Here is a 24,828-nt window from a genome sequence, read left to right on the forward strand (position 1 = left end):
AAATAGCATCAGTGGCTGGCTAACGCCCAGCCACCTGAATGGTTTCCGGGCGATACCGTTCCCACGTTTTTAATGTCATCGTCTGTCTGTCTGTCTGTCTGTCTGTCTGTTTCGTTCGTTCGTTCGATTTTGCGTGAGTTATCATCTGACCAGCGCTGTTTTTGTACGTTTGTCAAAACGCACCTAACTGCTTGTGTCTAGAACAATTCGTTTTTAACCTCGTCTTGCGCTTTATCATCGCCACCAGGAGCGCCAGGACTGCCGACGCCAATACTTTGGGTACCGGTGCCCGGCGGATATTCAGCATAATAATACTCACTGCCACTGTGCAGCAGGCCTTCTGGTACTTCTCGCTCCACAGTCGGAAGTCCTTTTAATGCTTTTTCCATATAGTCGACCCAGATTGGAAGTGCCAGGCCACCACCAGTCTCGCGATCTCCCATATTTTTTGGCTGATCAAAACCCATCCAGGTGACAGCAACCAACGTCGGTTGATAGCCCGCAAACCATGCATCCATCGAATCGTTGGTGGTACCGGTTTTGCCCGCCAGATCGGTGCGTTTGAGTGACATCGCTTTGAATCCGGTGCCAGCACGCACGACATCTTTGAGCATGCTATCCATCAGAAATGCGTTGCGTGCATCGATGACCCGATTGTTTTCATCGCCAGCTTTGGCGGGGTGCGCTTCTGCCAACACCTGGCCGTTCGCATCCAGAATTTTACTAATGAGGTAAGGATTGACCTTATAACCGCCATTGGCAAATACCGCATAGCCAGCGGCTAACTGTAAAGGCGTCACGGCCCCTGCTCCGAGGGCGAGCGTCAGATAAGGAGGATTCTTGTCTGGATCGAATCCAAAACGGGTCGCATATTCCTGCCCGTATTGCGCACCAATCTTATCGAGAATACGCACTGATATCATGTTCTTGGATTTCATCAATCCTCTGCGCATGGTCATCGGACCTTCGTATTTATTGCCATAATTTTTTGGCTGCCATACCTGACCGCCTGTCAGGCCGCCGCCAAAAGTAATGGGCGCATCGTTGATTATTGTCGCTGGCGACAAACCTTTTTCGAGGGACGCAGAATAAATGAATGGCTTGAACGCAGAGCCCGGCTGACGCCACGCTTGCGTCACATGATTGAATTTATTCCGATTAAAATCAAAGCCCCCCACTAAAGCGCGAATAGCGCCATCGCTGGTGCTGGTGGAGATTAACGCCGATTCCACCGCAGGCATTTGCGTAATGATCCAGGACTTTTCATTTTGCATCACGCGGATGATAGCGCCGGGTTTCACTTTGCGTTGAGGTGGCGCTTTGTCGCTCAATAAATTTGTGGCAATACTTAAGCCGCTACCGGTAATCGTGATTTCTTCTCCGGTGGAAAGCACGGCACGGACGCTTTTCGGATTCGCCTCCAACACCACAGCGGCAACAATATCATCGCTGTCAGGATGGTCGGCTAGCTCCACTTCGATCGCGCCATCCAACTCTTCCTTTGAGCCGGTAGGAATGGTCATATAGCCTTCGGGGCCGCGGTAACCGCGTCGTTTGTCGTAGCTCATCACGCCCCGTCTCAACGCAAAGTAGGCGGCGTCCTGATCGGCCTTGGTGATTGTGGTGAACACATTCAAACCACGTGTGTAAGTGGCGTCCTTAAATTGTTCATAGACTAATTGTCGGGCCATTTCAGAGACATATTCCGCATGAATACCAAATTCGGTCGCCCCGGTTTTTAAGCGCAGTGGCTCGTTTTTGGCTTGATCATATTGGCCCTGCGTGATGTAGCCCAACTGCAGCATCCGCAACAAAATATATTGTTGACGCGCAGTGGCCCGTTTCGGATTAACAACAGGGTTGTTGGCCGATGGTGCTTTGGGCAAACCTGCGAGCATGGCGGCCTCGGCGATAGTCAGTTCCTGTAATTTTTTACCAAAATAAACTTGTGCAGCCGAAGCAAAACCATAGGCTCGTTGTCCCAGATAAATCTGGTTCATGTACACCTCAAGAATTTGATCCTTGGTCAAATTTTGCTCGATTTTCCAGGCCAGGGGAATTTCATAAAGAAATTTACGTGAGGCCTTCTGGAGAAATGTTGGTTCGTTACTGGTCAGGAAAAAATTACGCGCAACCTGTTGTGTAATCGTACTGGCACCGCCGCCGCCGCCGGTCAGGTTAGAGAATGTGGCGCGCAAAATACCTTGATAATCCACGCCGCCATGTTGATAAAAGCGATCATCTTCAATCGCAAGAACGGCTTTTTTAACGACATCAGGAATGTCGTTAATATGCACCAGACTGCGCCGTTCTTCGCCAAACTCACCGATTAGCACACCGTCTGCCGAAAAAATACGAAGCGGAATTTTGGGACGGTAGTCGGTCAGCGAGTCCAGAGCAGGAAGGTTCGGCCAAGCCAGCGCAAGCATGAATCCAAATGTAAGTGCCGCGATTGCCATAAGGCCCGCGACGATACCGAAAAATCCAATGAGCAGCCTTAACGCCAACGGCATGCGACGCTTTGGCGTTGGGACTGATGTCGGATTGCTAGAATTTAAATCGGAAACTGGAGGTGTCATGCGCGTGTGAAATATCTGTAGTGATGGGACGCATTATAACGGCACGCGTTAAACGTACAACAGGGCATAAAACTTGCAAGCCTTGGCAATATACTTAAATTTGTTATTTCTCGTACAAAATCACACAGAAAGTGGACAAAAAGCATTACATTTGACAATTATTTGCCATCGATGTGACCGAAATTGGCGGTCCATCTGGACTTAGTTGCCGCCTGGAAAAAAGTTAATTCAAGGCACTTAAAAATGTTGTTCTGGTTGAATAAATAAATGTAATAAATAGTGCGGATAACCAACACTGTATTTATTAATTAATTGGACTTGCCAAAATATTATTTTGATTTGCTGATCAGTAAATGTTCCTGCAAAAAATACGCTCACCGGAGATAGGCTCTTGGTACTAGATCTTGGATCATTGTTCGGCAAAAAGAACCCACCGTTAGTGGGGATAGATATCAGCGCCTCAGGCGTGCGGTTGGTGGAGTTGGCGTCGGCGGGTAGCGATCAGTTGAAGTTGGAGCGCTACGCCTCAGAGCCGTTGCCGCGTGGTGCAGTTGTGGACGGCAATATCGAGAACATCGAATTAGTAGCTGACACGGTTCGGCGACTTTGGAAAAAAAGCGGCTCGAACACAAAAAATGTTGCCCTTGGCATGCCGTCCGCATCAGTTATTACAAAAAAAATTATTTTGCCCGGCGGTATGAGTGATGACGAGCTAGAGCTACAAGTCGAATCGGAAGCAAATCAGTACATTCCTTTCGCATTGGATGAGGTGAGCCTGGATTTCCACGTTATTGGTCCCTCGCAACAGGCGCCGGAAGATGTTGAGGTGTTACTGGCCGCTACACGTAAGGAGAAAGTCGAGGACCGCGTAGCCGTAGCTGAAGCGGCAGGGCTGAAGCCGATCGTCATGGACATTGAGTCGTACGCTGCACGTGGGGCAATCAACCGCATTGTCGCGCAATTGCCCCAGGCTGGGCGCGGCCAAATGATTGGACTTTTTCAAATTGGTGGCCAAAGTACCCACGTTTCGGCGCTGTTGGATGGGCAGCTTATTTATGAGCGCGAACAACCTTTTGGTGGACATCAACTAACGCAAGATATTGTGCGTGCGTACGGATTGTCTTACGAGGAGGCAGACGCCAAAAAGCGCACAGGCGATTTGCCTGCGAGCTATCAACAAGAAATACTCAATCCGTTTTTGGAAAGTGCTGCTATCGAACTCAGCAGAGCGATTCAGTTTTTCTTCACTTCAACTCCCTACACCCGTATCGACCAGATATATCTGGCGGGCGGCTGTGCAATCATTCCCGGCATAGTTGAAGCCGTCGCTGGGCGCGTCAAGATTTCTACCTCCTTGGTTGATCCCTTTGCCGGCATGCAATTGGCCTCCAATGTGCGTGAAAAGCAGTTGCGAATTGAAGCGCCTTCGTATTTGGTCGCTTGCGGCCTAGCAATGCGGAGATTTGGCTGATGATAAAAATTAACCTACTCCCTCACCGTGAAGAAGCGCGACAACAACGTAAGAAGGCATTTTTTGCCATGCTTGCGCTGTCAGCTGTCTGCGGATTGCTTTTGGTATTGGTACTCGGTGCCTTTTTTGCTCATAGTATTTCAAATCAAAGCGAACGTAATCTCTTCATTCAGGCTGAAAACACGCGCCTGGATGGTCAAATCAAGGAAATCATCAGCCTCAAGCAAGACATCGCCTCTCTTAAAGCGCGTCAGCAAGCAGTCGAAAATTTACAAAGCGACCGCAATCAGCCTGTGTATTTAATGGATGAACTGGTTAAGCAAGTGCCGGAAGGAATTTATCTGCGTAGTTTCAAACAAGAGGAGCAACGCGTCGTGTTGAGCGGCTATGCGCAATCTAATGAGCGCGTATCTGAACTGCTGCGCAATCTGAGTAACAACTCCCCTTGGTTGGAGCGTCCTGATTTAATTGAAATCCGTGCTGCAAATATTGCAGTGGGGAAGGATGGTAAGCGGGTTTTCGATTTTACGATAAACGTCGGCATTAAAAGACCTAGCGACACCGTACCTGGCAACGCAGTTAAAGCGACAGATGGGTCAAATGGCGGTCAAGTTACCGGCCCGGTGATCGTTAAGTGAGACCGCAGCATTCAAAGAGAGATGCACGATGACGGATTTGAAAGAATTACAGGCGATAGTCAGTACCCAGTTTAAGGGGCTGAACGGACGCCATCCTGGTCAGTGGCCGGCTATTCCCCGCAATCTTTGCGGCGTCGGTGTTTTATTGGCGGTGTTATTCCTCGGATGGTTTTTTTATTGGAGCGATCAACAGACTGATCTTACCAATGGCCAGCAACAAGAGGTGCAGCTAAAGGATCAATACAAAAGCAAGATTGGACAGGCAATTAATCTGGATGGTTTGCGTAAGCAAAAAAAACAGGTCGCTGAATACGTTATTACGCTAGAAAAGCAACTCCCAAGCAAGGCTGAAATGGACGCGTTGCTGTCAGACATCAACCAGGCTGGCTTAGGCCGGGGATTGCAGTTCGAACTATTTAAGCCGGGTCAGGTTGTGGTGAAGGATTACTACGCCGAGTTGCCTATTGACATCAAGATTACGGGCGGATATCACGATGTTGGTTCTTTTACTAGCGATATCGCCAATTTGCCCCGCATTGTCACATTAAATAACATGAGTTTGAGCGCCGGTAAAGATGGCGCATTGACGTTGGAAGCGGTGGCAAAGACGTTCCGTTATCTTGATCCAGAAGAAGTGGCGGCGCAACGCATCATCAGTGATGCGGCCAAGCAGAAGGGTGCAAAATGATCCCCTTTCCCGTGCCCAGTTCGATCAGATCAGTGATCGCCATTATTGCTATTGCTACCTTATCCGGTTGCGGTGATAGCGGAGTGCAAGAGGTAAGAGAGTGGATGGCAGATGTCAAAATGCATACCCGTGCATTTATCCCTCAGCTGACGGAACCCAAAAGATTTATCCCTTTTATTTATGCAGGCAACACCAGTATTGATCCGTTTGATCCTAACAAGTTACTGGTCGTGTTGGCCAAAATGCAGGCTAATTCCAACGGTCTAAAGCCGAACCTGGAACGGCGGCGCGAAGCGCTGGAAAATTATCCGCTAGACACCATCAAGATGGTGGGCACATTACAAAAAGTTGGCTTGAGTTATGCGTTGCTGCAAATTGATAAAACGGTATTTCCGGTGAAAGTCGGAAACTATGTCGGGCAGAACTTTGGCATGGTCACTCACATTAGTGAGACCGAAGTAAGTTTAAAAGAAATTGTACAAGATGCGTCGGGCGAATGGGTCGAACGCGAAGCCAAGTTAGTATTGCAGGAGAGCATAAAATGAGTGCAGCAATGGGTGCAGTAACGGGTGGCATAAAGGGTGTAACAAAATCCGTAGCAAGAGCGCCATTCAACTGCCTGGACGTAATTCGTCATAAAGCATTGATGCTGGTGACGATGGTTCTATTGGCTGGGTTTGGGAGCGCTGCGCTGGCCGACGACAATGCCGTGACGTCAATTAGTGCGAATCATCAGGGTAGTAATACTATTGTGACGGTTCACCTCAAAAAACCAATAAAAACGCTGCCGGTGGGCTTTGCGGTTGTCAGCCCTGCGCGAATCGCGCTGGACTTTCCTGGGATCGGTAATGCGACCGGAAAGACTGTGCAGGACGTTAGCTTAGGCGATGTTCGCAATGTAATTGTTGCTCAGAACGATGATCGCGTGCGTCTGGTTATTAATCTTAAGCGCTCGTTAAATTATGCCCTGGCTATGGAAGGTAACGCAGTCGTTGTAACGATTGATGGATCGGGCGGTGTGGCGACGGCGGTCAACTCAGTCGGTGAGCCAGTTCTACCTGTCGCGCCGAATCGCCCCGCTGTTCTCGATAGCTCTGTGGTACCGACAACAACATCTACGGTTGCTTATCCCGCGACTCTTGAAGACAGTAAGCCCGCGTTGCGCGATATCGATTTCCGTCGTGGCAGCGCAGGTGAAGGCCGCATCGTGGTTGATCTGCCGAGTAAGCAAGTTGTGGTCAACGTGCGACAACAGGGACAGTCGATTGTCGTCGATTTCAGTAAGACAAGTTTACCGGCAACTCTACGTCGCAAATTGGATGTTGGGGATTTCGGAACGCCAGTACGGACTATCACCACCATGCAGCAGGGTGAAAATGTTCGTATGGTGATCGAACCTAAGGGCCTGTGGGAGCATACCGCTTACCAGAGTGATTCCCAATTGGTGATTGAAGTCAAGCCGATCAAGGAGCAGCCGAACAAGTTAGGGCAAGGCGTGCAAAATTACCGTGGCGACAAATTGTCGTTAAACTTTCAAAACATTGAAGTCCGTGCAGTACTGCAGGTCATTGCGGACTTTACTGGTTTAAATATTATTACCAGTGACACGGTCAGCGGTAACCTGACATTGCGTCTAAAAGACGTGCCCTGGGATCAGGCGCTCGACATCGTCATGCAGTCCAAAGGATTAGACATGCGTAAGAATGGCTCAGTCGTGTGGATTGCGCCGAAAGACGAGTTGCTGACGAAAGAGAAGTTGGAGTTGGAGCAACGCGCCTTAATTGCCGATCTGGAGCCCTTGCGGACCGAGTCGTTTCAATTGAACTATCAAAAGGCCGATGCGTTCAAAAAAGTATTTGGTATTAATGATGATGGCAGCAGCGCAGGTGACAAAAAGAACAGTATTTTGTCCAAACGCGGAAGCGCCGTGATTGATCCACGTACGAATCAGTTATTCATTACAGATACGGCGACCGTCCTTGAAAATATTCGTACGCTAGTCACCAAGATCGACATTGCCTCGCGGCAGGTACTGATCGAAGCGCGTATGGTGGAGGCTAACGATGGTTTTAGTCGTAATCTGGGTGCGAAGCTTGGATTTGGTTTTAATAGCAATAACGTCGCCGCTGGTGGACAGCAAGTTCCAACTACAGTGACGACTACCTCGACAGGGGCGACTATCCCAGGTATTGGACAAAGTGCGGTGAATTTGCCGGCTAATCCTGCTACTGGGTCAGCGGGTTCTGTTGCATTGACGTTGTTTAATGCGGCTGCATCAAAATTTATTAGTCTCGAATTGTCCGCGCTTGAGGCGGATGGGGAAGGTAAGATCATATCCAGTCCGCGCGTTGTTACTGCCGATCAGCAAAAGGCATTAATTGAGCAAGGAACGGAGATTCCTTATCAAAGTGCTACCAGTAGTGGCGCAACTTCGGTTGAATTCAAAAAAGCCAACCTGAAACTTGAAGTGACGCCACAAATTACGCCGGACGGTAACGTCATTTTGACTGTCGATGTGACTAACGACAGTGTCGGCCAGGTTGTTCCGGGTGGCGTATCAATCAACACCAAGCATGTGCAAACGCAGGTTCAGGTAGAAAATGGCGGAACAGTCGTTATTGGTGGTATTTACACGCAAACAATTTCGAATGCCGTCAATAAAGTGCCTTTGCTTGGAGATATTCCGGTTCTGGGTTATCTTTTCAAACAAACAGCAATTGTTAACAAAAGAACGGAATTATTGATTTTCCTTACACCAAAAGTCGTCATAGACCGGATCGCTGGGCGCTAAATGCCTAAAGATACCGGCTTTACGCGGGTGTCTGGATTTGTAGTGAACTTGTTCGTATCTGTTGTTGGTTGGCTAAAGGCTGGATAAAAAGCGCAAAAGCTGAGATACACTTGTTTATTGGTAATCGGATTTTCAGCGAAACGCTTCTCTGAGTTTTACTACGATAAGTTAGCGTATTGAAATGGCAACTCCGAATCCGACTAATAAGATACGAAACAGGTTCCGAAACGGCTTAGTGGTGAAATGGTACGGTGTACATGAAAGGCAATATTATTCTGGTCGGCCTGATGGGATCAGGCAAGACCACGGTTGGTCGTGCTTTGGCGAGAAAACTAAACAAACTTTTTATCGATTCGGACCATGAGATTGAGGCGCGTACTGGCGCTTCAATTCCATTGATTTTTGAGATTGAAGGCGAGCCGAGTTTTCGTCAGCGCGAAGCAGAAGTCATCCGCGATCTGACTGCACGTCAAAATATCGTGTTGGCAACGGGTGGGGGCGCGATCTTAAATCCGGACAACCGGGCTTTGTTAAAGAGTTGTGGTACTGTCATTTATTTGCGCGCCAGTGTGCATCATATTTTGCAGCGTACAGGCCGTGATAAAAATCGTCCTTTATTGCAAACAGCTGATCCTCGCAGACGGCTAGAGGAGTTGTCGCGCCAGCGCGATCCACTCTATCGGGAAATTGCCGATATCATCATTGATACGGGCCGTCCTAACGTACAATTTTTGGTTCATAGCATTTTGTCTCAGCTTGATATGACGCGTGTCAACGTCGATGAGCATGTCGGGCTAATGAACAATAACGCAACGGATCTGACTGCTACAAACGCGGTATCCTCAAGCGACCATCTTTCTACCAATTTTTCTATGAATCAACAAAATACTTTGAATGCATCTCCATACGCAGCAACTTCTACTTTATCCGTCAGCTTGCAAGTTGAGTTAGGTGAGCGTAGTTATCCGATAGAGATCGGACAGCGGTTGTTGTTGGATGGTGAATTGATCGCCCGACTGGTCAAGGGCAAGCAGGTTGCTATTGTCACCAATACTGTAGTCGCCCCGCTGTATCTGGATGTGTTGCGTTCATCGCTCCTTTCGGCAGGCAAGTCGGTTGTTGAAATCATTCTGCCAGATGGTGAAGAAGAGAAAAACTGGACCAATCTGATGGTGATTTTCGATCGCTTATTGAGTGAAAAGTGTGATCGTAAGACAACATTGGTTGCACTGGGCGGTGGCGTTATTGGGGATCTGACTGGCTATGCGGCGTCAGCTTATATGCGTGGCGTGCCGTTTGTGCAAATTCCTACTACTTTGCTGGCGCAGGTTGATTCATCCGTTGGTGGCAAAACCGGCATAAATCATCCGCTTGGCAAGAATATGATCGGTGCTTTTTACCAACCTCAGGCGGTACTTGCGGATATCACAACACTGCAAACATTGCCGAAGCGCGAATTATCTGCCGGTTTGGCGGAAGTTATTAAATACGGCGCGGTAATTGACGCCGCATTTTTCGATTGGCTCGAGGCGAATATTGGCAAATTGATGGCGCGCGATAGCGCAGCGCTGGCTTACGCTATCCAGCGCTCATGCGAAATCAAAGCTGATGTGGTACGACAGGATGAGCGCGAAGGTGGTTTGCGAGCGATTTTGAATTTTGGACATACTTTTGGTCACGCTATCGAATCCGGTCTGGGTTATGGCGTATGGTTGCATGGCGAAGCGGTCGGCTGTGGCATGATCATGGCGGCTGAATTATCACACCGTCTGGGTTATATCGATGCCGTTGCACGTGATCGCGTGAGCGCGTTAGTGCGGGCGGCGGGCTTACCAACTGCCGCGCCGAATCTTGGTGCAGGGCGCTGGCTTGAGTTGATGCAGGTCGATAAGAAAAACGAAGATGGTCAAATCAAATTCATTTTAATGAATCAACTGGGTGGATCATTGGTTAGCACGGTGCCACAGGAACCACTATTGGCGACGATACAACAATTATCGACTGTGCCGGTTAACCCATCAATTAATCCGTCCGTTAATCCCCCTAAATCCATCGCTTAATAACCCGCTTAGCGCCGTCCCATGACAAATCAAGAAGCGTCTCTTGCACCGTATGCTGCACATTCAGCGACATCACGGGGACGCTTGTTTGACGAAATTGCGCCCAACACCCGCACTGAGTTTCAACGTGATCGTGACCGCATTGTCCATTGCACAGCCTTTCGTCGGCTAGAATATAAAACGCAGGTATTCGTTAATCACGAAGGTGATCTATTTCGTACCCGGCTGACGCATAGTATTGAGGTTGCTCAAATCGCCCGCTCTATCGCCCGCAATCTGCAACTGAACGAAGATCTGGTGGAGGCGATTTCGTTAGCGCACGATCTTGGTCACACGCCTTTTGGGCATGCTGGACAAGATGCCCTAAACGCCTGTATGAATAACTTCGGTGGCTTCGAGCACAACCTGCAAAGTCTGCGACTGGTCGACAAACTGGAGCAACGATACGGCGCATTCGACGGTTTGAATTTGATGTTTGAAACGCGCGAAGGTATTTTGAAGCACTGTTCAGTGGCTAACGCCAAAAGATTGGGCGATATTGGTCATCGCTTCCTCCAGCGCAAACAGCCCAGCCTGGAAGCGCAGGTTGCCAATCTTGCGGATGAAATTGCCTATAACAATCACGATATTGACGACGGCTTAAGGTCGGGACTGCTGACACTTGACCAGATGATGCAAATTGATTTTTTTGCACGTCATAATCGCGAGGTCGAAACGACTTTTCCCGGACTACGTGGACGCCGTGCGATCAACGAAACTGTGCGCCGCATGATTAATGCCTTGATCAACGATTTAATCAATACATCGCGTGAACGCATTAAGGCTGCTGCACCGCAGACGGTCGATGACGTGCGGGATGCGGCGCCACTGATTGCTTTCTCGGACCCAATGGCGCGTGAGGCCATTGCACTGAAACAGTTCTTGCGTGAAAATCTTTATCGCCATTATCTAGTCAATCGGATGACCAGCAAGGCCAGGCGGATCGTGGTGGAGTTATTTGACTGCTTTGTTAATGAACCGGCTTTGCTGCCGCCGGATTATCAGTTAATACAAGCTGTTACGCAGCAAGGGCTCCCTGATCCACAGGTTGATAGTGTCCAATTGCAAGCGCGTCAAGTCGCCGATTACATCGCGGGGATGACCGATCGTTATGCAATACGTGAACATCGCCGGTTGTTTCTGGTCGATGATGGACATTTATAATCTCCTTTGTTGAATCGCGTTACGTCATTGCGTGATGGCGCAGCAGATATCAATGCGATGATACATAGCAATATACGTTTTGATATCTGAACGTCTTATCGTACTTTCTGTCAATACATGTCGTCGCGTTATTCTCATACGAACATAAAAATGCACCGCTGTTTTTATTGAGTTGGATCAATGGCTGCATTGACAGGATGATCGGCGAAGTGATCAGCTGATGTTTCTTATATATTTTTGCGCGTGTTTTTGTTTGCTTTTTCGTCTTTATAAAAGGGACTTTACATGAAATTTATCTTTCAACCGGCATTACGTTTAGGTCTGGTGATCTCTTTAGTCTCTACCGCCGCGATGGCATTTTCTTTGGCGGATTTGAGCAATCAGGATGCCAACTCAGGACTGAAGGCGGCGCTCAATAAAGGCGCGGACGTTGCAGTTGCCAAGCTGGGCGTCGAAAACGGATTTTTAAATAACGATAAAGTAAAAATCGGATTGCCAGGGATGCTAGAGAAAGCACGACCGCTGCTTAAAATGACAGGGAAGGGCCAACAACTGGATGATCTGGTCGTGTCGATGAATCATGCCGCAGAGTCTGCCGTGCCATTGGCGAAGCCGTTGCTCCTGAATGCGGTGAAATCCATGTCGGTCACGGATGCGAAGAATATTCTGAGTGGCGGCGACACATCGGTAACCGATTTTTTCAGAGAGAAAACTGCCACCCCGTTAGGAGAAAAATTTCTCCCGATAGTAAAGAAAATCACCGACCGTAACGGTGTATCCACACAATACAATTCGACGATGGGATTGGTCAGTAAAACGGGTCTTGTGCCAGGTCAGGCGGCGACTGTTGAAGGCTATGTCACGCAGCGCACCTTGGATGGCTTGTTTTACATGATAGGGGAAGAGGAAAAAGCGATTCGACGTGATCCGATCGGTGCTGGCAGTGCAATTATCGGAAAAGTTTTTGGCGCATTAAAGCAATAGGCTGCGGCATACCATCGTCATGGTATTTTTGATGTGGACCGAATTGGGAAAGTTACGGGTCTGGCGACTTTATGAAAACTCTTTTGAGAGTGACGTTATAAAGCTTCTTGCTTAGTTATTTGTTTTGGCCGCTGTTTGAGGTGTACCCGGTTGCGTTCGAGACATTCGAGACATTCGGCGATGCCTCCGAACACTGCTAAACGATGCAAAGTGTTACGAACATATTCGGGCAGGGCGTGTGTAAGTTATATAATTTTAAAATGACAAAGGGCGCATTAACTGCGCCCTTGCTCATTTGTCAGTATAGTATTTTTCAATTTATTTATTGAGCAATACTTACGTTGACCGCATTAGAGAACCCCGTCCATCACGTTGCTGCGATGGGCAAATCCTCAGGTAGATGCTTGATTGCCGAATGTTGATGATTCTGCAATTTGTCCTTATATTTAATCACTTGTCGATCGAGTTTGTCGATTAACAAATCGATGGCGGCGTAAAGGTCATGCGCAATGCTCTCGGCATGCAGGTCTTTGCCTTTAACGCGCAGATTAATTTCGGCTTTTTGACGCTTTTCTTTCTCTGTGATTTTGTCTACCGTCAGGATCACACTAATATCTATGACCTGATCGAAGTGGCGCTTGATACGCTCCAATTTGCTTAGCACGTGTTCGCGAATGGCGGGAGTTACGTCGAGGTGATGCCCACTAATTGTGAAATTCATACAGCGCTCCTATCAAGTGTGTCGTTGGCGGTTCGGACCTGGACGATTAATTCAGTGTTGAATCACCAATTTATTCATCAACCATAAATCAATCAGTCAGAACACAGCGACGTTTGTGCAAACAAGCAAACAGCTATAAAGATTTACGCAAATTGACCGGCGGAATTCGTAAAGCTTCGCGATATTTTGCGACGGTGCGACGGGCCACTACCATACCTTGTTCCGCGAGCATGTCGGCAATCTTGCTGTCAGAGAAAGGACTTTTAGAATCTTCCGCTCCTATCAGTTGTTTGATTAACGCCCGTATCGCCGTTGAGGAAGCCTCTCCACCTGCCTCTGTAGCAACATGGCTGCCAAAGAAATACTTTAATTCGAACATCCCGTGTGGGGTGAGCATGTATTTCTGAGTAGTTACACGTGAGATAGTACTCTCGTGTAATCCTAGTGTATCAGCTATTTCGCGCAACACAAGAGGTCGCATAGCAACCGCCCCATGTGAGAAAAAATTCCGTTGACGCTCAACAATTGCCTGCGCTACACGCAGTATGGTATCGAAGCGCTGACGCATATTTTTGATCAGCCACTTTGCCTCCTGTAGCTGCGAGTTAAGTGATCCCTCGCTCTTGCCCTGCTTGAGAATGTTGGCATAAAGAGCATTAACTCGAAGCCTTGGCATAACGTCATTGTTGAGCATTACCTGCCAACCATTTTTTGTTTTTCTGACAATTACATCTGGTACGACATAATCTGACGCACCGCCAGCAAAGGTCGCGCCGGGATGAGGATTACATTTTTTGATAATAATTTGTGCCTCGCGCAAATCTTCATCATCACACTCCAGCGCTTTTTTGATTTTATTAAAATCGCGCTGGGCAAATAAGGTCAGATAACCTTCAACGATTGTTAGTGCCAGTCGGCGTGTGACGAACGCTACTTTGGGAAATGCTTTGATTTGCAATGCGAGGCATTCTGACGCGTTGCGTGCTCCGACACCATTTGGGTCGAAGCTTTGGACCATCTTCAAGGCCATCGACAATTCTTCGATCTCGATATCAAGTTGCTCTGGAAGACGTGCAAAAATATCGTCTAGTGATTCCTCCAGGTAGCCGTTTTCATCAAGCGCATCAATGATCAACTCGATCAATGCACGGTCGCGTTGCTGATCAACAGCTTCACGCATTTGTTTGAGCAAATGTTCGCGCAACGTCGATTCGCAGGCTTCTAATTGTGGTCGTGAATCCTCATCATCTGGGGCTTTGGAGGTTCGGGAAACGTCGTCAAAGCTCCATTCGCTGTCAGTATTGCCGTTCTCTTGATTGTTTTCGCCAGACTCAGGGGCTTCACCACCGCCCTCGGGCTCTGTAGGCGAGCTGCTTACTTCGCTGTCACCAGGTGGCGCATCCATTGTTGAGGCGCTGGTACTGATCGCCCCGTCGGCGAGTAATCGCACTGAATTATCCAAAGGATCGTCTAGACGTTCCAGTAACGGATTATCCGAAAGGATGTGTTCGAGTTCCTGATGTAACTCCAACGTAGACAACTGCAACAATCGAATCGATTGCTGCAGTTGCGGGGTTAGCGCCAGATGCTGCGAGGTACGGAGTTGAAGAGATTGTTTCATGGGCGCTAGGGAATCCGTTGAATCCGTTACATGCGGAAATGTTCACCCAGATAAACTCGTCGCACAGATTCATTGGCGATGATGTCGTCTGGACTGCCGCTGGCTAGCACGCTACCTTGGTTGATGATGTATGCCCGGTCACAAATGCCGAGCGTTTCGCGCACATTATGGTCGGTGATCAAGACACCGATGCCGCGCTCTTTAAGGAACCTGACGATACGTTGAATTTCGATAACGGCGATAGGATCAATACCGGCGAACGGCTCATCAAGAAGCACGAAGCGCGGATTAGTGGCTAAAGCGCGGGCGATTTCGACACGTCGTCGTTCACCACCGGATAAAGATAACGCCTGATTTTCTCGCAATTTCTCAATTTGCAATTCTTGCAGCAGCGAATCGAGTTTGTCCGAGATCTCATCTTTAGTCAGTGCGTTGCCGTTTGGCCGCTGCAACTCAAGTACCGCACGAATATTGTCTTCGACCGTTAGCTTGCGAAAAACAGAGGCCTCTTGCGGCAGATAAGACAGACCAAGCACCGCGCGTTGATGAATCGGTAAACGCGAGATGTCAACGCCATCTAAATCAATTGTTCCACCATCCGATGGCACCAGACCGACGATCATATAGAACGAAGTCGTTTTTCCAGCGCCGTTAGGACCAAGCAAGCCGACGACCTCGCCGTTATTTACTTTCAAAGAGACATCGCGGACTACTTGGCGCGCGCCATAACTTTTTTGCAGCCCTTTAACGATCAAGGTGCTTAAATTTGTAGAGGTCATCTTATTTACTCTTCGGCTGGATGACTGCTTTGATGCGGCCCGCGCCAGGTTGACTATTGCCGGAAACATTGTTACTGACCGAGTAGAACTCCACGCGACTATCGTAAGAGATGAATTCGCCGTTTACAACATCGGTGACTTTGGTCCCTTGCAGACGTCGCATTTGCGCTTTCGAAAATAATTTAACGATTTCAGTTTTATCGTCGTACTCAATTCGCTCAGCTTCACCTTCGATCCATAAGTCAGGACCGCCGTCGCGCTTTTGGCGAAACGTGGCTAAGCCACCGGGAGGTGCGTATAAGGTGGCAAATTGATAGCCTGATGGGTCCGTCGTGACGACGACTTTGTTGGCTTTCATGATCAGCGTGCCGCGGGTCAGTATCACCTTGCCGGTGAATATCTTTACTTGTTTTACGTCGTCCAGCGTGAACTGGTCTGCGTCTACGTTGGATGGTTTATCTGCGTCAGCTTTTTCAGCATGGGCACCTGAAATACAAGTCAGTTGCAGCGCGAGTAGGGTTAAAAATAGAATACGTTTCATAAAAATCCTGAAAGGGGATACTGGCACTAAAAGCAACAATGGCTTCAATAGGATTATCCGGTAATCATGTGAGTTATTTAGTCTGCCGCGGTGTTGCGCGATAGGTGCCACGGACATTGTTTAATAGGCGTAATTGCATAGTCGCATTATTGGCATACATACCAACACCGGTCATTTTCGACTGATCGATCGTGATTTCGACCGCTTTGTTGCTTGTCATAATGTCATCATCTGGCAATAGCTGAAGGTACTCGGACTGCAAATGAAGCTTTGACGACTTTGGCGTCGCTGAGCGGTCTGCGTTCACATTGCCGTACATATTCACTTTACTGTTGTTGTCTTCGATTTTGGCAGTATTGGAGCGCAAGGTCATCGGCGGTTGTTGTTTATCAAGGCTACGAATGACGGGAAGAATCACGTCAAATGAATCGTCGGCGGGATTGTGCGTCAGGCGTTGACCTGAGATGTTGTAGCGTGGCTGACCATTAAGTGCGAGTTGCACATAATTAAAATTTTCGACGTAATAATCAGGCGCAACACGCGGCGCACCCGGCAATAATTGCTCTGTATTTTTACGCATCACTTCCATGATCCAGAAACTACCGAGAGTGAGTGCCACACACACCGTCAGCAGCAGCATGAAGCGTAGGCGAAAAGTTGACCGCAGGTTTTTCATGCCGCCTCTATGACGCCGGTCAAATACTGTGCCAAAGCGGCGGCGTACTTGCCTTGCGCACGCAGAATTAAATCACAGACTTCACGCGCAGCGCCTTGCCCGCCGTTTGCCTGCGTAACATAGTGAACGCGCGATTTGACCTCCTGATGACCATTGGGGACACTGACAGCAAAACCGGTACGCGTCAAAATAGGCAGGTCAATGATGTCGTCGCCAATAAAACCGCAAACATCTGGGGTAAGGTTGGTATCGGCCAATAACGCGGCAAATGCGGTATTTTTGTTATGCGCGCCTTGATAGACGTGCGTAATGCCGAGATCGCTCACCCGACGGCTGACGATGGCTGAGCTGCGCGCACTGATAATGGCGGTGATAATCCCTGCTTGTTGGAGTAATTTGATGCCGAGTCCGTCGAGTACATTGAAACGTTTTATTGCCTCTCCGTCGGGACCAAACAATATGCCACCATCGGTCAACACGCCATCGACGTCAAAAATCATCATCTTGATTTGGGCGGCGCGCGCCATGACTTCTGCGGGTATGTTAATAGTATTGGGGGCGGCTACCATCAAATCACCTTGGCACGGGTCAAATCATGAATATGTAGCGCACCGACCAGTTTGCCATCGGCATCTGCCACCAGCAACTGGTTAATTCGGAACTCTTCCATGATTTGTACAGCATCAACTGCCAATTGGTCAGGGCCAACAGTACGCGGATTAGCATGCATCACGTCGGCAATTGTCAGCTTGGAAAAGTCCTGTACGTGTTCAATTAGGCGTCGCAGATCGCCGTCGGTGAATACGCCGACAGGGTGAAATTTATCGTCCACGATTGCCGTCATGGCAATACCTTTGTGTGTGATTTCGAGCAATGCTGCCGATAACGATACTTCTGCGGTGACCGCAGGAATATCGGCACCGCTGCGCATAACGTCACGCACGTGGGTCAGTAAGCGTCTGCCGAGCGCGCCGCCAGGATGGGAGCGAGCAAAATCTTCTTCACGAAAGCCACGCGCATCCAGCAATGCTACCGCCAGCGCGTCACCTAGCGCCAAGGTCGCGGTAGTGCTTGCAGTTGGCGCAAGATTAAGGGTGCACGCCTCTTGGTCTACTTTGACGTTGAGATGAACTGTTGCTAACTGTGCAAGGGAAGAGTGGTCATTGCCGGTCATGGCAATTAGCGTCGCGCCCATGCGTTTAACGATCGGCACGATCGCCATTAACTCGGCGGTTTCGCCGGAGTTGGAAATAGCGATAAAAGCGTCATTTTCTGTCACCATCCCAAGATCGCCATGGGCGGCTTCGGCGGGATGAATGAATAAGGCCGGTGTGCCGGTCGATGCCAGCGTTGAGGCAATTTTTCGGGCTATATGACCGGACTTGCCGATACCAGAAACAACGACACGACCGGTACAGCTCAACAATAGTGCGACCGCTTGCGCAAAGGGAGCTTCAATGGCCCCCATTGCACTGTCGGCAGACATCCCGGCGCTGTCAGAAATACGGTTTTTTAGCGCAATTATTGCATCCGCTTCGATTTGTAGCGTTTGACACGCGAGCTCAAGCGCTCGTTTGGCGTTAAAAGATTTTGGCAAGATTTTGGCATGGATTACACTCATCTCGAAAGTATAAACGAATTCCTAAAGCAAAAAACTTGCCAGTGTCATTATGGTGCAATTAATATCGACATATTGCACGGTGGTGTTGCGTACAGTGTCGGATAATCATTTTAATTATTAAATTAATTATTAAATTAATTATCAATAATACAATTGTTGAGCAATAACTAAGCAAACATGTTTTCCACATCAGGATTGACGCATTTCTATGCGCTGTTACACAGTATTAGATGCTTATCCTGCCCATCGCAGGCTCGCCTAGCGATGCCGGGTGAATACTTGATGAGCGAGATTGCGTACCAGCACGACAGCGCAATCAAACCATTAATGGTTGCATGCCCCACGATCAGCCCACTCAAAGCCCCAACCTTGATTGATGGTATCGGTATAAGCCGGATCGCCCGGTTCCCGTTGCGAATGCCACATTGCAAGATAGATGCGACCGTTATGCTGGACCATATCTCCCCCTTGATAGCTCTGACTTTGCTTCCACAATGGTTTGCATTCTTCCACTGGTATTGGTGCAACGTCATCTGCTTTCACTATTACGGTGTGGTTCTTCTGCGCGCTCAACTTTCCGTCATTTGCGGTGACGGTGAAGTGATACTGTGTCTCCTGTGCCAGTGTAGGAGCAGTGAAAGTGAGTTGCGCGCCATCCGCTATGAATGCCAGTGGAGGCGATACTTTCCAGCTATAAGCTAGCTTGCCGCCATCGGCAGCGCTTGAGCCCGCAGCGTCTAACTTCACCGAAGTGCCGCTTGTTGCTTGCGTGGGACCGCTAACGACGACGACCGGTGGTCGACTTTCTTCCGACTTTTTCACAGTAATTTTTTGCTCAGCGTGCGCTTTACGTCCGCCATGGCTGCTGGAGACATCAATTGTTACCTGATAACTGCCGGCGGCTAATGTTGAAAGCGTCAATTCCTGCTGCGCGCCTTGCAACACTCCCGCACCAGTTGCATCCTGAATTTTCCAGTTATACACCGGGGGTGTACCAGCTTCGCCTTTAAAGTTTGGTGCGGCCTTCAAATTCGCTGCTTGCCCCTGTACGATTGACGTCGGACCGACAATTTCTACGTTCGTGGCTACTACACTTACTTTCATGGTGGAACTGCTTTGCACACCCTTTTTGTTGGTAATGGTGAGTTGATAGATGCTTTCGCCAGTCTGGTGTGTGTTCACGACCGCTTCGGCAATGGCTTTATTTGCATGGCGTAGCGAAAAAGGACCGCTCAACATTTTCCATTGATACGTCGTCGCGTTTTGGCTTTTACTACCGTCCAGTTGATAGGCAAAGGAGGTGCTGGTGGTTGAAACAGCATGTATATCTGCTTTGACAACCGCTTCCGGTACATCAATATCTACCGGCGGCTCGCCTTTATTTAACAACAACTCAACCGCAGCTTGCACGTCCGGTTGCATGCCAATCGGGCGCTGCGCATCAGGAGACGGCAGCGGATGTCCCGTATCTACCAATACCTGGCGCATTTTTTTAGGTGAAATAGCCCCGAGTCCGTGGGCAAATGCAATACTTTGAACTTGTGCGACAGCACCTGCGATGATCGGATTGCTGGAAGACGTGCCGGAGAAAGTATGGCTGTAAATGTCGTTGGAGCAGTCTTTACCGCTGCATGACGTGGTTGTAACGTCTCCGCCCCAACTGAAGAGATCAACCCGGCTTCCATACTCTGAGAAACTGGCGCGTTGTCCACTTCCCGGATTTGCCGCACCGGCGTAAATAGCCCCAGTGTCATTCAGATTGCGATCATATCGACCCTTAAAATAAGGGTGATCGAGGTTGATATTGCCGTTGCCGGCAGCAATAATGACATGCACCCCCTTTTCTTGCGTTAGGTAGCTAATTTCATCGGCCACAGATTGAACCGATTCAATGGGTAAGAAACAAGCGTAACGATTTTCTTTATCGCAGACTTCAATTGGAATGGGCAACGGCGGCCCAAAATGGATGCCAACCTGGACCACGTCTCCTGGTTGTAAATGTTGGCCCAGCTTAAACAAGCTTCCTCCTCCTGGCTGAGAAAATTTGCTATAGCCTGCTTGCGCTTTTGGCACAAATCCTGTGGTACCAAAACCATTGTCTTTCGAAAACATAATTCCCGCACTCATCGTGGCATGGGAGTTCGGGGCGCGCTCCGCCACTTCCCCGTGTTGCAGAAAGGGACGAGGCAAATCAGCGTGATCATAAGACCAATGGTTCCATTCAGTTGAGATAATGCGTACGTATTCCCCGTCACCGCCAGGATAAGCGCGCGCCGCAATCGCATTCAAGCCGCCCAGTTTAAATCCGCCTTTAGACGTTGCGTCTTGCATATAAAGCTGGCGCGAAGTGTAATCGGGAGTGGCGTTGGATCCTGCGGTACTTTGTTTTGCATCTGTTTTCGGCACCCCAGCAACGACAAAATTCTCGTCTTGACGTGCTAATTCCGGTGCAACTTGGGCCGACTCGACTAGCGGGTTATTTCTTAAATCCGCCAACATTTCATTTACGGCATCGTTTGACTTACCGCTGGTATCGATTGCGTAATAGCGCGTCAGATTGTGCCGCTCCATTGCGGCTATCTCATCGGCTGAAAACGTCATCGGCACAGGAAATATTGCATTGAGACGCGGTGCAATTTGTTCTAATTGGTGTAGTGCAGCGGAGGTTCTTTTAGGTAATTGCTGTTGCGACTCTAGTGAAGTAATGGTGGCGCGTAAGAGCACGGTAATGCTGGTCGGCTCAACCTCTTTCGCGTGTAGCGGTCCTGAGAATAGCGCGCCAATCGTGGCGCATAGAAATAGTTTCGTGAACGTATTTTGCATGATGGTAACAATTTTCTTTAATAGGTCGCAAGCGAACCCGTGCGTCGCATTGGCGTACGTTTAAACGGCTTTAGTAACAAAGTCGGCGGGAGTTTTTGGCTGGCTTAAAACGGCTTCAGTTACGTTTAAGCCAGTTTTTTGCGGCAATTTGACGCCACGCATTCATTGGCGGGACATAGCGTGAACCAGCCCCGGAATTATCAGTTTTTGTATTGCAGCAGGCTAGGAGACAACCAGCCTGAATCGCAGAGAAAGTGTCTTGTTTTTATGTGGAATATTCTCGGCCTCTGAAGAGTCACCACCGGAATGTCTCTTGCGATAAACGTTCATTACGCAAATGCGGCCAAAAGATTTTGGCATCAATGACACTGATTTCTAAGGTATAAACGAATTATCAATCGCAAAAATTGTCCGTATCATTTAAGACAATGCAATGCGACATACAACACCATCGCTGTGTAGATTAAGTCGTGAAATTCTTTTTATTGTTAATTAATTAAGAACTGAGCAAGCATGCTTTCTGGTTTAGAACTGACTATTTTGTTACTCGGATCCGCGGTATTAGGTGTCGTGGCGTTTCGTATGTTCCACTTGCCACCAATGTTGGGCTACCTGACTGTCGGTATACTTATCGGCCCGCACGCACTTGGGTTTGCCGAGGACAATGAAACCACGCATACGCTGGCGGAATTCGGTGTCGTGTTTTTAATGTTCTCCATCGGATTGGAGTTTTCATTATCCAAACTGTCAGCGATGCGCCGGATCGTCTTCGGACTTGGCATGGCGCAGGTATTGTTGACGATCGGCGCGACAATGTTGTTTGGTTGGATGGTCGCCTATATATTGCCGCAACTGACCAATATCAGCTGGCAAGCCGCCTTCGCATTGGGTGCTGCGCTGACCATGTCCTCCACCGCCATCGTCTCAAAACTGTTGACTGAGCGGCTGGAACTGGAGACAGAACACGGACGCCGCATCATCGGCGTCTTATTATTTCAGGATTTGGCGCTGGTGCCGTTACTGATCATCGTTCCCGCTTTAGCAAAAAATTCCGGTGACCTCGCCGCAACGCTGGGATGGGCCAGCGCCAAAGCGGTGATCGTGCTCGTATTGTTGCTTTTCATCGGACAAAAACTCATGCGCGGCTGGTTTCAGATTGTCGTCAGACGGCGTTCGCAAGAGTTGTTCATGCTCAACTTGCTGCTGATCACTTTAGGCGCCGCATGGATTACCGAGCGCGCTGGTTTGTCGATGGCGCTTGGCGCTTTTATCGCGGGTATGTTGATTTCAGAGACCGAATATAAGCATCAGGTTGAAGAGGATATCAAATCATTCCGTGACGTCTTGTTGGGCCTGTTTTTTATTACCATCGGCATGTTACTCAACATACGGCTAGTCATTGAACATTGGTGGCTGGTATTGCTATTGTTGTCCGGGCCGGTATTACTTAAATTTGGCCTGATTGCGGCGCTCTCAAAAATTTTCGGCTCTACTACCGGTGTCGCACTAAGAACGGGTTTGGCCTTGGCGCAGGCGGGCGAATTTGGCTTTGTGCTGTTGAGTCAGGCCGGTGGCTTGCATTTGATGGATCCTCTGCTGATCCAGTTAATTCTCGCATCGATGGTGCTGTCGATGCTGGTTGCACCCTTTATTTTAAATAAATCAGACGCCATCGTCATGAAGCTTTCCGCTAACGAATGGATGATGCAATCGCTAGCGCTGACCCAATTGGCGACCCGCACCATGTCGACCAAGAAGCACGTCATTATTGCCGGTTTCGGCCGTAGTGGCCAAAGTCTGGCCACGTTACTTGAAGAAGAAGGGATTGGTTATCACGCGCTTGATCTCGATCCAGATCGCGTGATTGAAACGCGCGGAGCTGGCGCGCAAGTTTCCTACGGCGATGCGTCACGCAAGGAAAGTCTGGTCGCAGCCGGGATACATCGGGCAGCGGCATTGGTCATCACCTATGCCAACACGCCATCGGCGTTGCGCGTGCTGCACCATGTCCACGAACTGGCGCCGGAATTGCCTGTGATTGTGCGAAGCTACGATGATACGGATCTTGATAAGTTGCGTGCGGCAGGCGCTGCTGAAGTCGTGCCAGAAGCATTGGAAGGTAGCCTGATGCTGGCATCGCATGCGTTAGTGATGTTGGGTGTACCGTTGCGGCGCGTTGTGCATCGGGTGCAAGCATCCCGTGATGAACGTTACGCTTCCCTGCGAGGATACTTTCACGGCGTAGGCGATGCGAGTGATATCGACGACTATTTGCAGGAAAGACTGCATTCCGTGACCTTATTAGAGGGCGCAAAAGCGGTCGGAAAGTCATTGGCCGCGCTTGATCTGGCAAAAGTCGGAGCAGAAATCAGCAGTGTTCGTCGTGGCAAGGGCCGACTTAATATTACGCCCGAGACAGTGCTTGAAAGTGGAGATATCATCATTTTACGTGGTGCTGCCGAGGGTATTGCCAAAGCGGAAGAACGGTTGTTCGCCGGCTAAATTAGGCGGCCGTTAGTAAATTATGCCTGAATCTATTGTGGCGTTTAGTCACAGTAATGCGTGAATTCGCTTGAATTATTTGAAAAAGTTGAATCCATCACCGATATTTTGTCGTATAAATAACGTCAATCCACAATTTAATGTGGTGATGTTATGGAGTTAGTCCATGGTTCTTTTGTCAAAAATTGCATTAATTTTCTGCGCGGTGACGTTGGCTTTGGTAGCGACGGTTGCCTGTTCGCCGCTCACCGCGATCAATGCGTTGACGACCGAAAGTACTTACGACAAAACCAGTGACGTTGTCTATGGCGCGAATGACCGTAATCAACTAGATATTTACACTCCTAAAAATCTGCATGCCGCCGCGCCGGTCGTGGTATTTTTTTACGGCGGCAGTTGGAGTAGCGGGGCGCGTGGCGATTACGCGTTTGTGGGAGAGGCGCTGGCCTCACGCGGCGTCGTCGCTGTTGTAGCCGACTATCGACTCTATCCCGAAGTCCGCTACCCGACATTTCTCGAAGACGGCGCACACGCAATAGCGTGGACAGTCAGGGAAATCTCAAAATACGGTGGCGACCCCAAAAGGTTGTATGTCATGGGTCACAGTTCGGGTGCCTACAATGCGGCGATGTTGGCGCTTGACCCGCGTTGGTTAGCCGAGGTTCATCTGACGCCTGCCGTGCTGCGAGGATGGATTGGATTGGCTGGCCCTTACGATTTCCTACCGATTGAAAATCGCGGGGTGCGACCAGTATTTTTCTTCCCCAATTCACCCGTTGATTCTCAGCCCATTAATCACGTAACCTCGTTAGCGCCTCCGACGTTGTTAATTGCGGCGAATACCGATAGTTTGGTGAACCCAGTCCGCAATACCGGCGGCTTGGCAGCCGCATTGCGGACTGCGCATGTGCCCGTTACTGAGCAATATTTTGACCATGTCAGCCATGCCACACTGGTCGGTGCGATCTCGCGCCCGTTGCGGGGTTTAGCTCCGGTTTTAGATACTGTCGATAAGTTTATTAAATCCGATGCCGGTCGAATTGCGTCACCTATTTCACCTGATCAAAGTGATCAAAAATCGGTCGCGCTGAATGCGCAGTAAACGCTGAATTTTGCTGCGGAATGGCGCA

Annotated in this window: 19 protein-coding genes; 10 read left to right on the forward strand and 9 right to left on the reverse strand. The window is 49.1% G+C overall.

What is annotated here, in order from left to right; translation table 11 throughout:
- Positions 1-197 precede the first annotated feature (197 nt).
- On the reverse strand, positions 198-2,513 hold the full coding sequence (locus QN379_RS05120; RefSeq protein WP_323506176.1) for a penicillin-binding protein 1A: 2,316 nt from the start codon (positions 2,511-2,513) through the stop codon (positions 198-200).
- Between the two features lie 457 nt (positions 2,514-2,970).
- Here QN379_RS05120 and QN379_RS05125 point away from each other — a divergent pair, with 457 nt between their 5' ends.
- The 8 genes from QN379_RS05125 to QN379_RS05160 all read left to right on the forward strand — a co-directional run bounded on the left by QN379_RS05125 (position 2,971) and on the right by QN379_RS05160 (position 12,414).
- Positions 2,971-4,050, forward strand: coding sequence for a pilus assembly protein PilM (locus QN379_RS05125; protein WP_323506149.1), 1,080 nt, complete (start codon positions 2,971-2,973; stop codon positions 4,048-4,050).
- On the forward strand, positions 4,050-4,688 hold the full coding sequence (locus tag QN379_RS05130) for a PilN domain-containing protein (RefSeq protein ID WP_322233879.1): 639 nt from the start codon (positions 4,050-4,052) through the stop codon (positions 4,686-4,688). The genes QN379_RS05125 and QN379_RS05130 overlap by 1 nt, the downstream gene beginning before the upstream one ends.
- A gap of 28 nt (positions 4,689-4,716) precedes the next feature.
- On the forward strand, positions 4,717-5,376 hold the full coding sequence (locus QN379_RS05135) for a type 4a pilus biogenesis protein PilO (RefSeq protein ID WP_322233877.1): 660 nt from the start codon (positions 4,717-4,719) through the stop codon (positions 5,374-5,376).
- Complete coding sequence (locus tag QN379_RS05140) at positions 5,373-5,921, forward strand: pilus assembly protein PilP (RefSeq protein ID WP_322233875.1); 549 nt, start codon at positions 5,373-5,375, stop codon at positions 5,919-5,921. Before QN379_RS05135 ends, QN379_RS05140 begins: the two co-directional genes overlap by 4 nt.
- A gap of 101 nt (positions 5,922-6,022) precedes the next feature.
- A complete protein-coding gene (gene pilQ, locus QN379_RS05145; protein ID WP_322240290.1) occupies positions 6,023-8,167 on the forward strand; it encodes a type IV pilus secretin PilQ in 2,145 nt (714 codons plus the stop codon).
- A gap of 257 nt (positions 8,168-8,424) precedes the next feature.
- Entirely contained in the window at positions 8,425-10,227 is a 1,803-nt protein-coding gene (gene aroKB / locus QN379_RS05150) for a bifunctional shikimate kinase/3-dehydroquinate synthase AroKB (RefSeq protein WP_322233872.1), read from the forward strand.
- Positions 10,228-10,248: 21 nt separating this feature from the next.
- Complete coding sequence (locus tag QN379_RS05155) at positions 10,249-11,430, forward strand: deoxyguanosinetriphosphate triphosphohydrolase (RefSeq protein WP_322233869.1); 1,182 nt, start codon at positions 10,249-10,251, stop codon at positions 11,428-11,430.
- Positions 11,431-11,715: 285 nt separating this feature from the next.
- Positions 11,716-12,414, forward strand: coding sequence for a DUF4197 domain-containing protein (locus QN379_RS05160; RefSeq protein ID WP_322233867.1), 699 nt, complete (start codon positions 11,716-11,718; stop codon positions 12,412-12,414).
- Positions 12,415-12,781: 367 nt separating this feature from the next.
- Here the strand turns inward: QN379_RS05160 and hpf are convergent, their stop codons facing one another.
- From hpf to QN379_RS05200, 8 genes are all read right to left on the reverse strand, one after another.
- Positions 12,782-13,135, reverse strand: a complete 354-nt coding sequence (gene hpf / locus QN379_RS05165; protein WP_322233864.1) for a ribosome hibernation-promoting factor, HPF/YfiA family — start codon at positions 13,133-13,135, stop codon at positions 12,782-12,784.
- Between the two features lie 133 nt (positions 13,136-13,268).
- The gene (locus QN379_RS05170) at positions 13,269-14,756 is read right to left on the reverse strand and encodes an RNA polymerase factor sigma-54 (protein ID WP_323506150.1); all 1,488 of its coding nucleotides are present in this window, start codon (positions 14,754-14,756) and stop codon (positions 13,269-13,271) included.
- A gap of 26 nt (positions 14,757-14,782) precedes the next feature.
- Positions 14,783-15,535, reverse strand: coding sequence for an LPS export ABC transporter ATP-binding protein (lptB, locus tag QN379_RS05175; RefSeq protein WP_322233858.1), 753 nt, complete (start codon positions 15,533-15,535; stop codon positions 14,783-14,785).
- 1 nt (position 15,536) lies between these two features.
- A complete protein-coding gene (gene lptA / locus QN379_RS05180) occupies positions 15,537-16,076 on the reverse strand; it encodes a lipopolysaccharide transport periplasmic protein LptA (protein WP_322233856.1) in 540 nt (179 codons plus the stop codon).
- 73 nt (positions 16,077-16,149) lie between these two features.
- Complete coding sequence (lptC, locus tag QN379_RS05185) at positions 16,150-16,752, reverse strand: LPS export ABC transporter periplasmic protein LptC (RefSeq protein WP_322233853.1); 603 nt, start codon at positions 16,750-16,752, stop codon at positions 16,150-16,152.
- A complete protein-coding gene (locus tag QN379_RS05190) occupies positions 16,749-17,321 on the reverse strand; it encodes an HAD family hydrolase (RefSeq protein WP_322233851.1) in 573 nt (190 codons plus the stop codon). The genes lptC and QN379_RS05190 overlap by 4 nt, the downstream gene beginning before the upstream one ends.
- Positions 17,321-18,373, reverse strand: a complete 1,053-nt coding sequence (locus QN379_RS05195; RefSeq protein ID WP_323506151.1) for a KpsF/GutQ family sugar-phosphate isomerase — start codon at positions 18,371-18,373, stop codon at positions 17,321-17,323. Before QN379_RS05195 ends, QN379_RS05190 begins: the two co-directional genes overlap by 1 nt.
- Positions 18,374-18,697: 324 nt before the next feature.
- On the reverse strand, positions 18,698-21,196 hold the full coding sequence (locus tag QN379_RS05200) for a S8 family peptidase (protein WP_323506152.1): 2,499 nt from the start codon (positions 21,194-21,196) through the stop codon (positions 18,698-18,700).
- 513 nt (positions 21,197-21,709) lie between these two features.
- Here QN379_RS05200 and QN379_RS05205 point away from each other — a divergent pair.
- Together QN379_RS05205 and QN379_RS05210 are read left to right on the forward strand one after the other, a co-directional pair.
- Positions 21,710-23,698, forward strand: coding sequence for a cation:proton antiporter (locus tag QN379_RS05205; RefSeq protein ID WP_322233843.1), 1,989 nt, complete (start codon positions 21,710-21,712; stop codon positions 23,696-23,698).
- 166 nt (positions 23,699-23,864) lie between these two features.
- Positions 23,865-24,800, forward strand: a complete 936-nt coding sequence (locus QN379_RS05210; protein WP_323506153.1) for an alpha/beta hydrolase — start codon at positions 23,865-23,867, stop codon at positions 24,798-24,800.
- Positions 24,801-24,828 lie beyond the last annotated feature (28 nt).

It is taken from the genome of Glaciimonas sp. Gout2 (assembly GCF_035018905.1).
GTDB lineage: Bacteria > Pseudomonadota > Gammaproteobacteria > Burkholderiales > Burkholderiaceae_D > Glaciimonas.

Excerpts from the sequence above, each read along its gene's own strand:
- QN379_RS05140 (WP_322233875.1), top strand. The coding sequence starts at position 5,373 with ATGATCCCCTTTCCCGTGCCCAGTTCGATCAGATCAGTGATCGCCATT.
- aroKB (WP_322233872.1), top strand. The coding sequence starts at position 8,425 with ATGAAAGGCAATATTATTCTGGTCGGCCTGATGGGATCAGGCAAGACC.
- QN379_RS05195 (WP_323506151.1), bottom strand. The coding sequence starts at position 18,373 with ATGAGTGTAATCCATGCCAAAATCTTGCCAAAATCTTTTAACGCCAAA.
- QN379_RS05135 (WP_322233877.1), top strand. The coding sequence starts at position 4,717 with ATGACGGATTTGAAAGAATTACAGGCGATAGTCAGTACCCAGTTTAAG.
- QN379_RS05120 (WP_323506176.1), bottom strand. The coding sequence starts at position 2,513 with ATGCCGTTGGCGTTAAGGCTGCTCATTGGATTTTTCGGTATCGTCGCG.
- QN379_RS05190 (WP_322233851.1), bottom strand. The coding sequence starts at position 17,321 with ATGGTAGCCGCCCCCAATACTATTAACATACCCGCAGAAGTCATGGCG.
- hpf (WP_322233864.1), bottom strand. The coding sequence starts at position 13,135 with ATGAATTTCACAATTAGTGGGCATCACCTCGACGTAACTCCCGCCATT.
- lptC (WP_322233853.1), bottom strand. The coding sequence starts at position 16,752 with ATGAAAAACCTGCGGTCAACTTTTCGCCTACGCTTCATGCTGCTGCTG.
- QN379_RS05170 (WP_323506150.1), bottom strand. The coding sequence starts at position 14,756 with ATGAAACAATCTCTTCAACTCCGTACCTCGCAGCATCTGGCGCTAACC.
- lptB (WP_322233858.1), bottom strand. The coding sequence starts at position 15,535 with ATGACCTCTACAAATTTAAGCACCTTGATCGTTAAAGGGCTGCAAAAA.
- QN379_RS05160 (WP_322233867.1), top strand. The coding sequence starts at position 11,716 with ATGAAATTTATCTTTCAACCGGCATTACGTTTAGGTCTGGTGATCTCT.
- lptA (WP_322233856.1), bottom strand. The coding sequence starts at position 16,076 with ATGAAACGTATTCTATTTTTAACCCTACTCGCGCTGCAACTGACTTGT.
- QN379_RS05130 (WP_322233879.1), top strand. The coding sequence starts at position 4,050 with ATGATAAAAATTAACCTACTCCCTCACCGTGAAGAAGCGCGACAACAA.
- QN379_RS05210 (WP_323506153.1), top strand. The coding sequence starts at position 23,865 with ATGGTTCTTTTGTCAAAAATTGCATTAATTTTCTGCGCGGTGACGTTG.
- pilQ (WP_322240290.1), top strand. The coding sequence starts at position 6,023 with ATGCTGGTGACGATGGTTCTATTGGCTGGGTTTGGGAGCGCTGCGCTG.
- QN379_RS05205 (WP_322233843.1), top strand. The coding sequence starts at position 21,710 with ATGCTTTCTGGTTTAGAACTGACTATTTTGTTACTCGGATCCGCGGTA.
- QN379_RS05200 (WP_323506152.1), bottom strand. The coding sequence starts at position 21,196 with ATGCAAAATACGTTCACGAAACTATTTCTATGCGCCACGATTGGCGCG.
- QN379_RS05155 (WP_322233869.1), top strand. The coding sequence starts at position 10,249 with ATGACAAATCAAGAAGCGTCTCTTGCACCGTATGCTGCACATTCAGCG.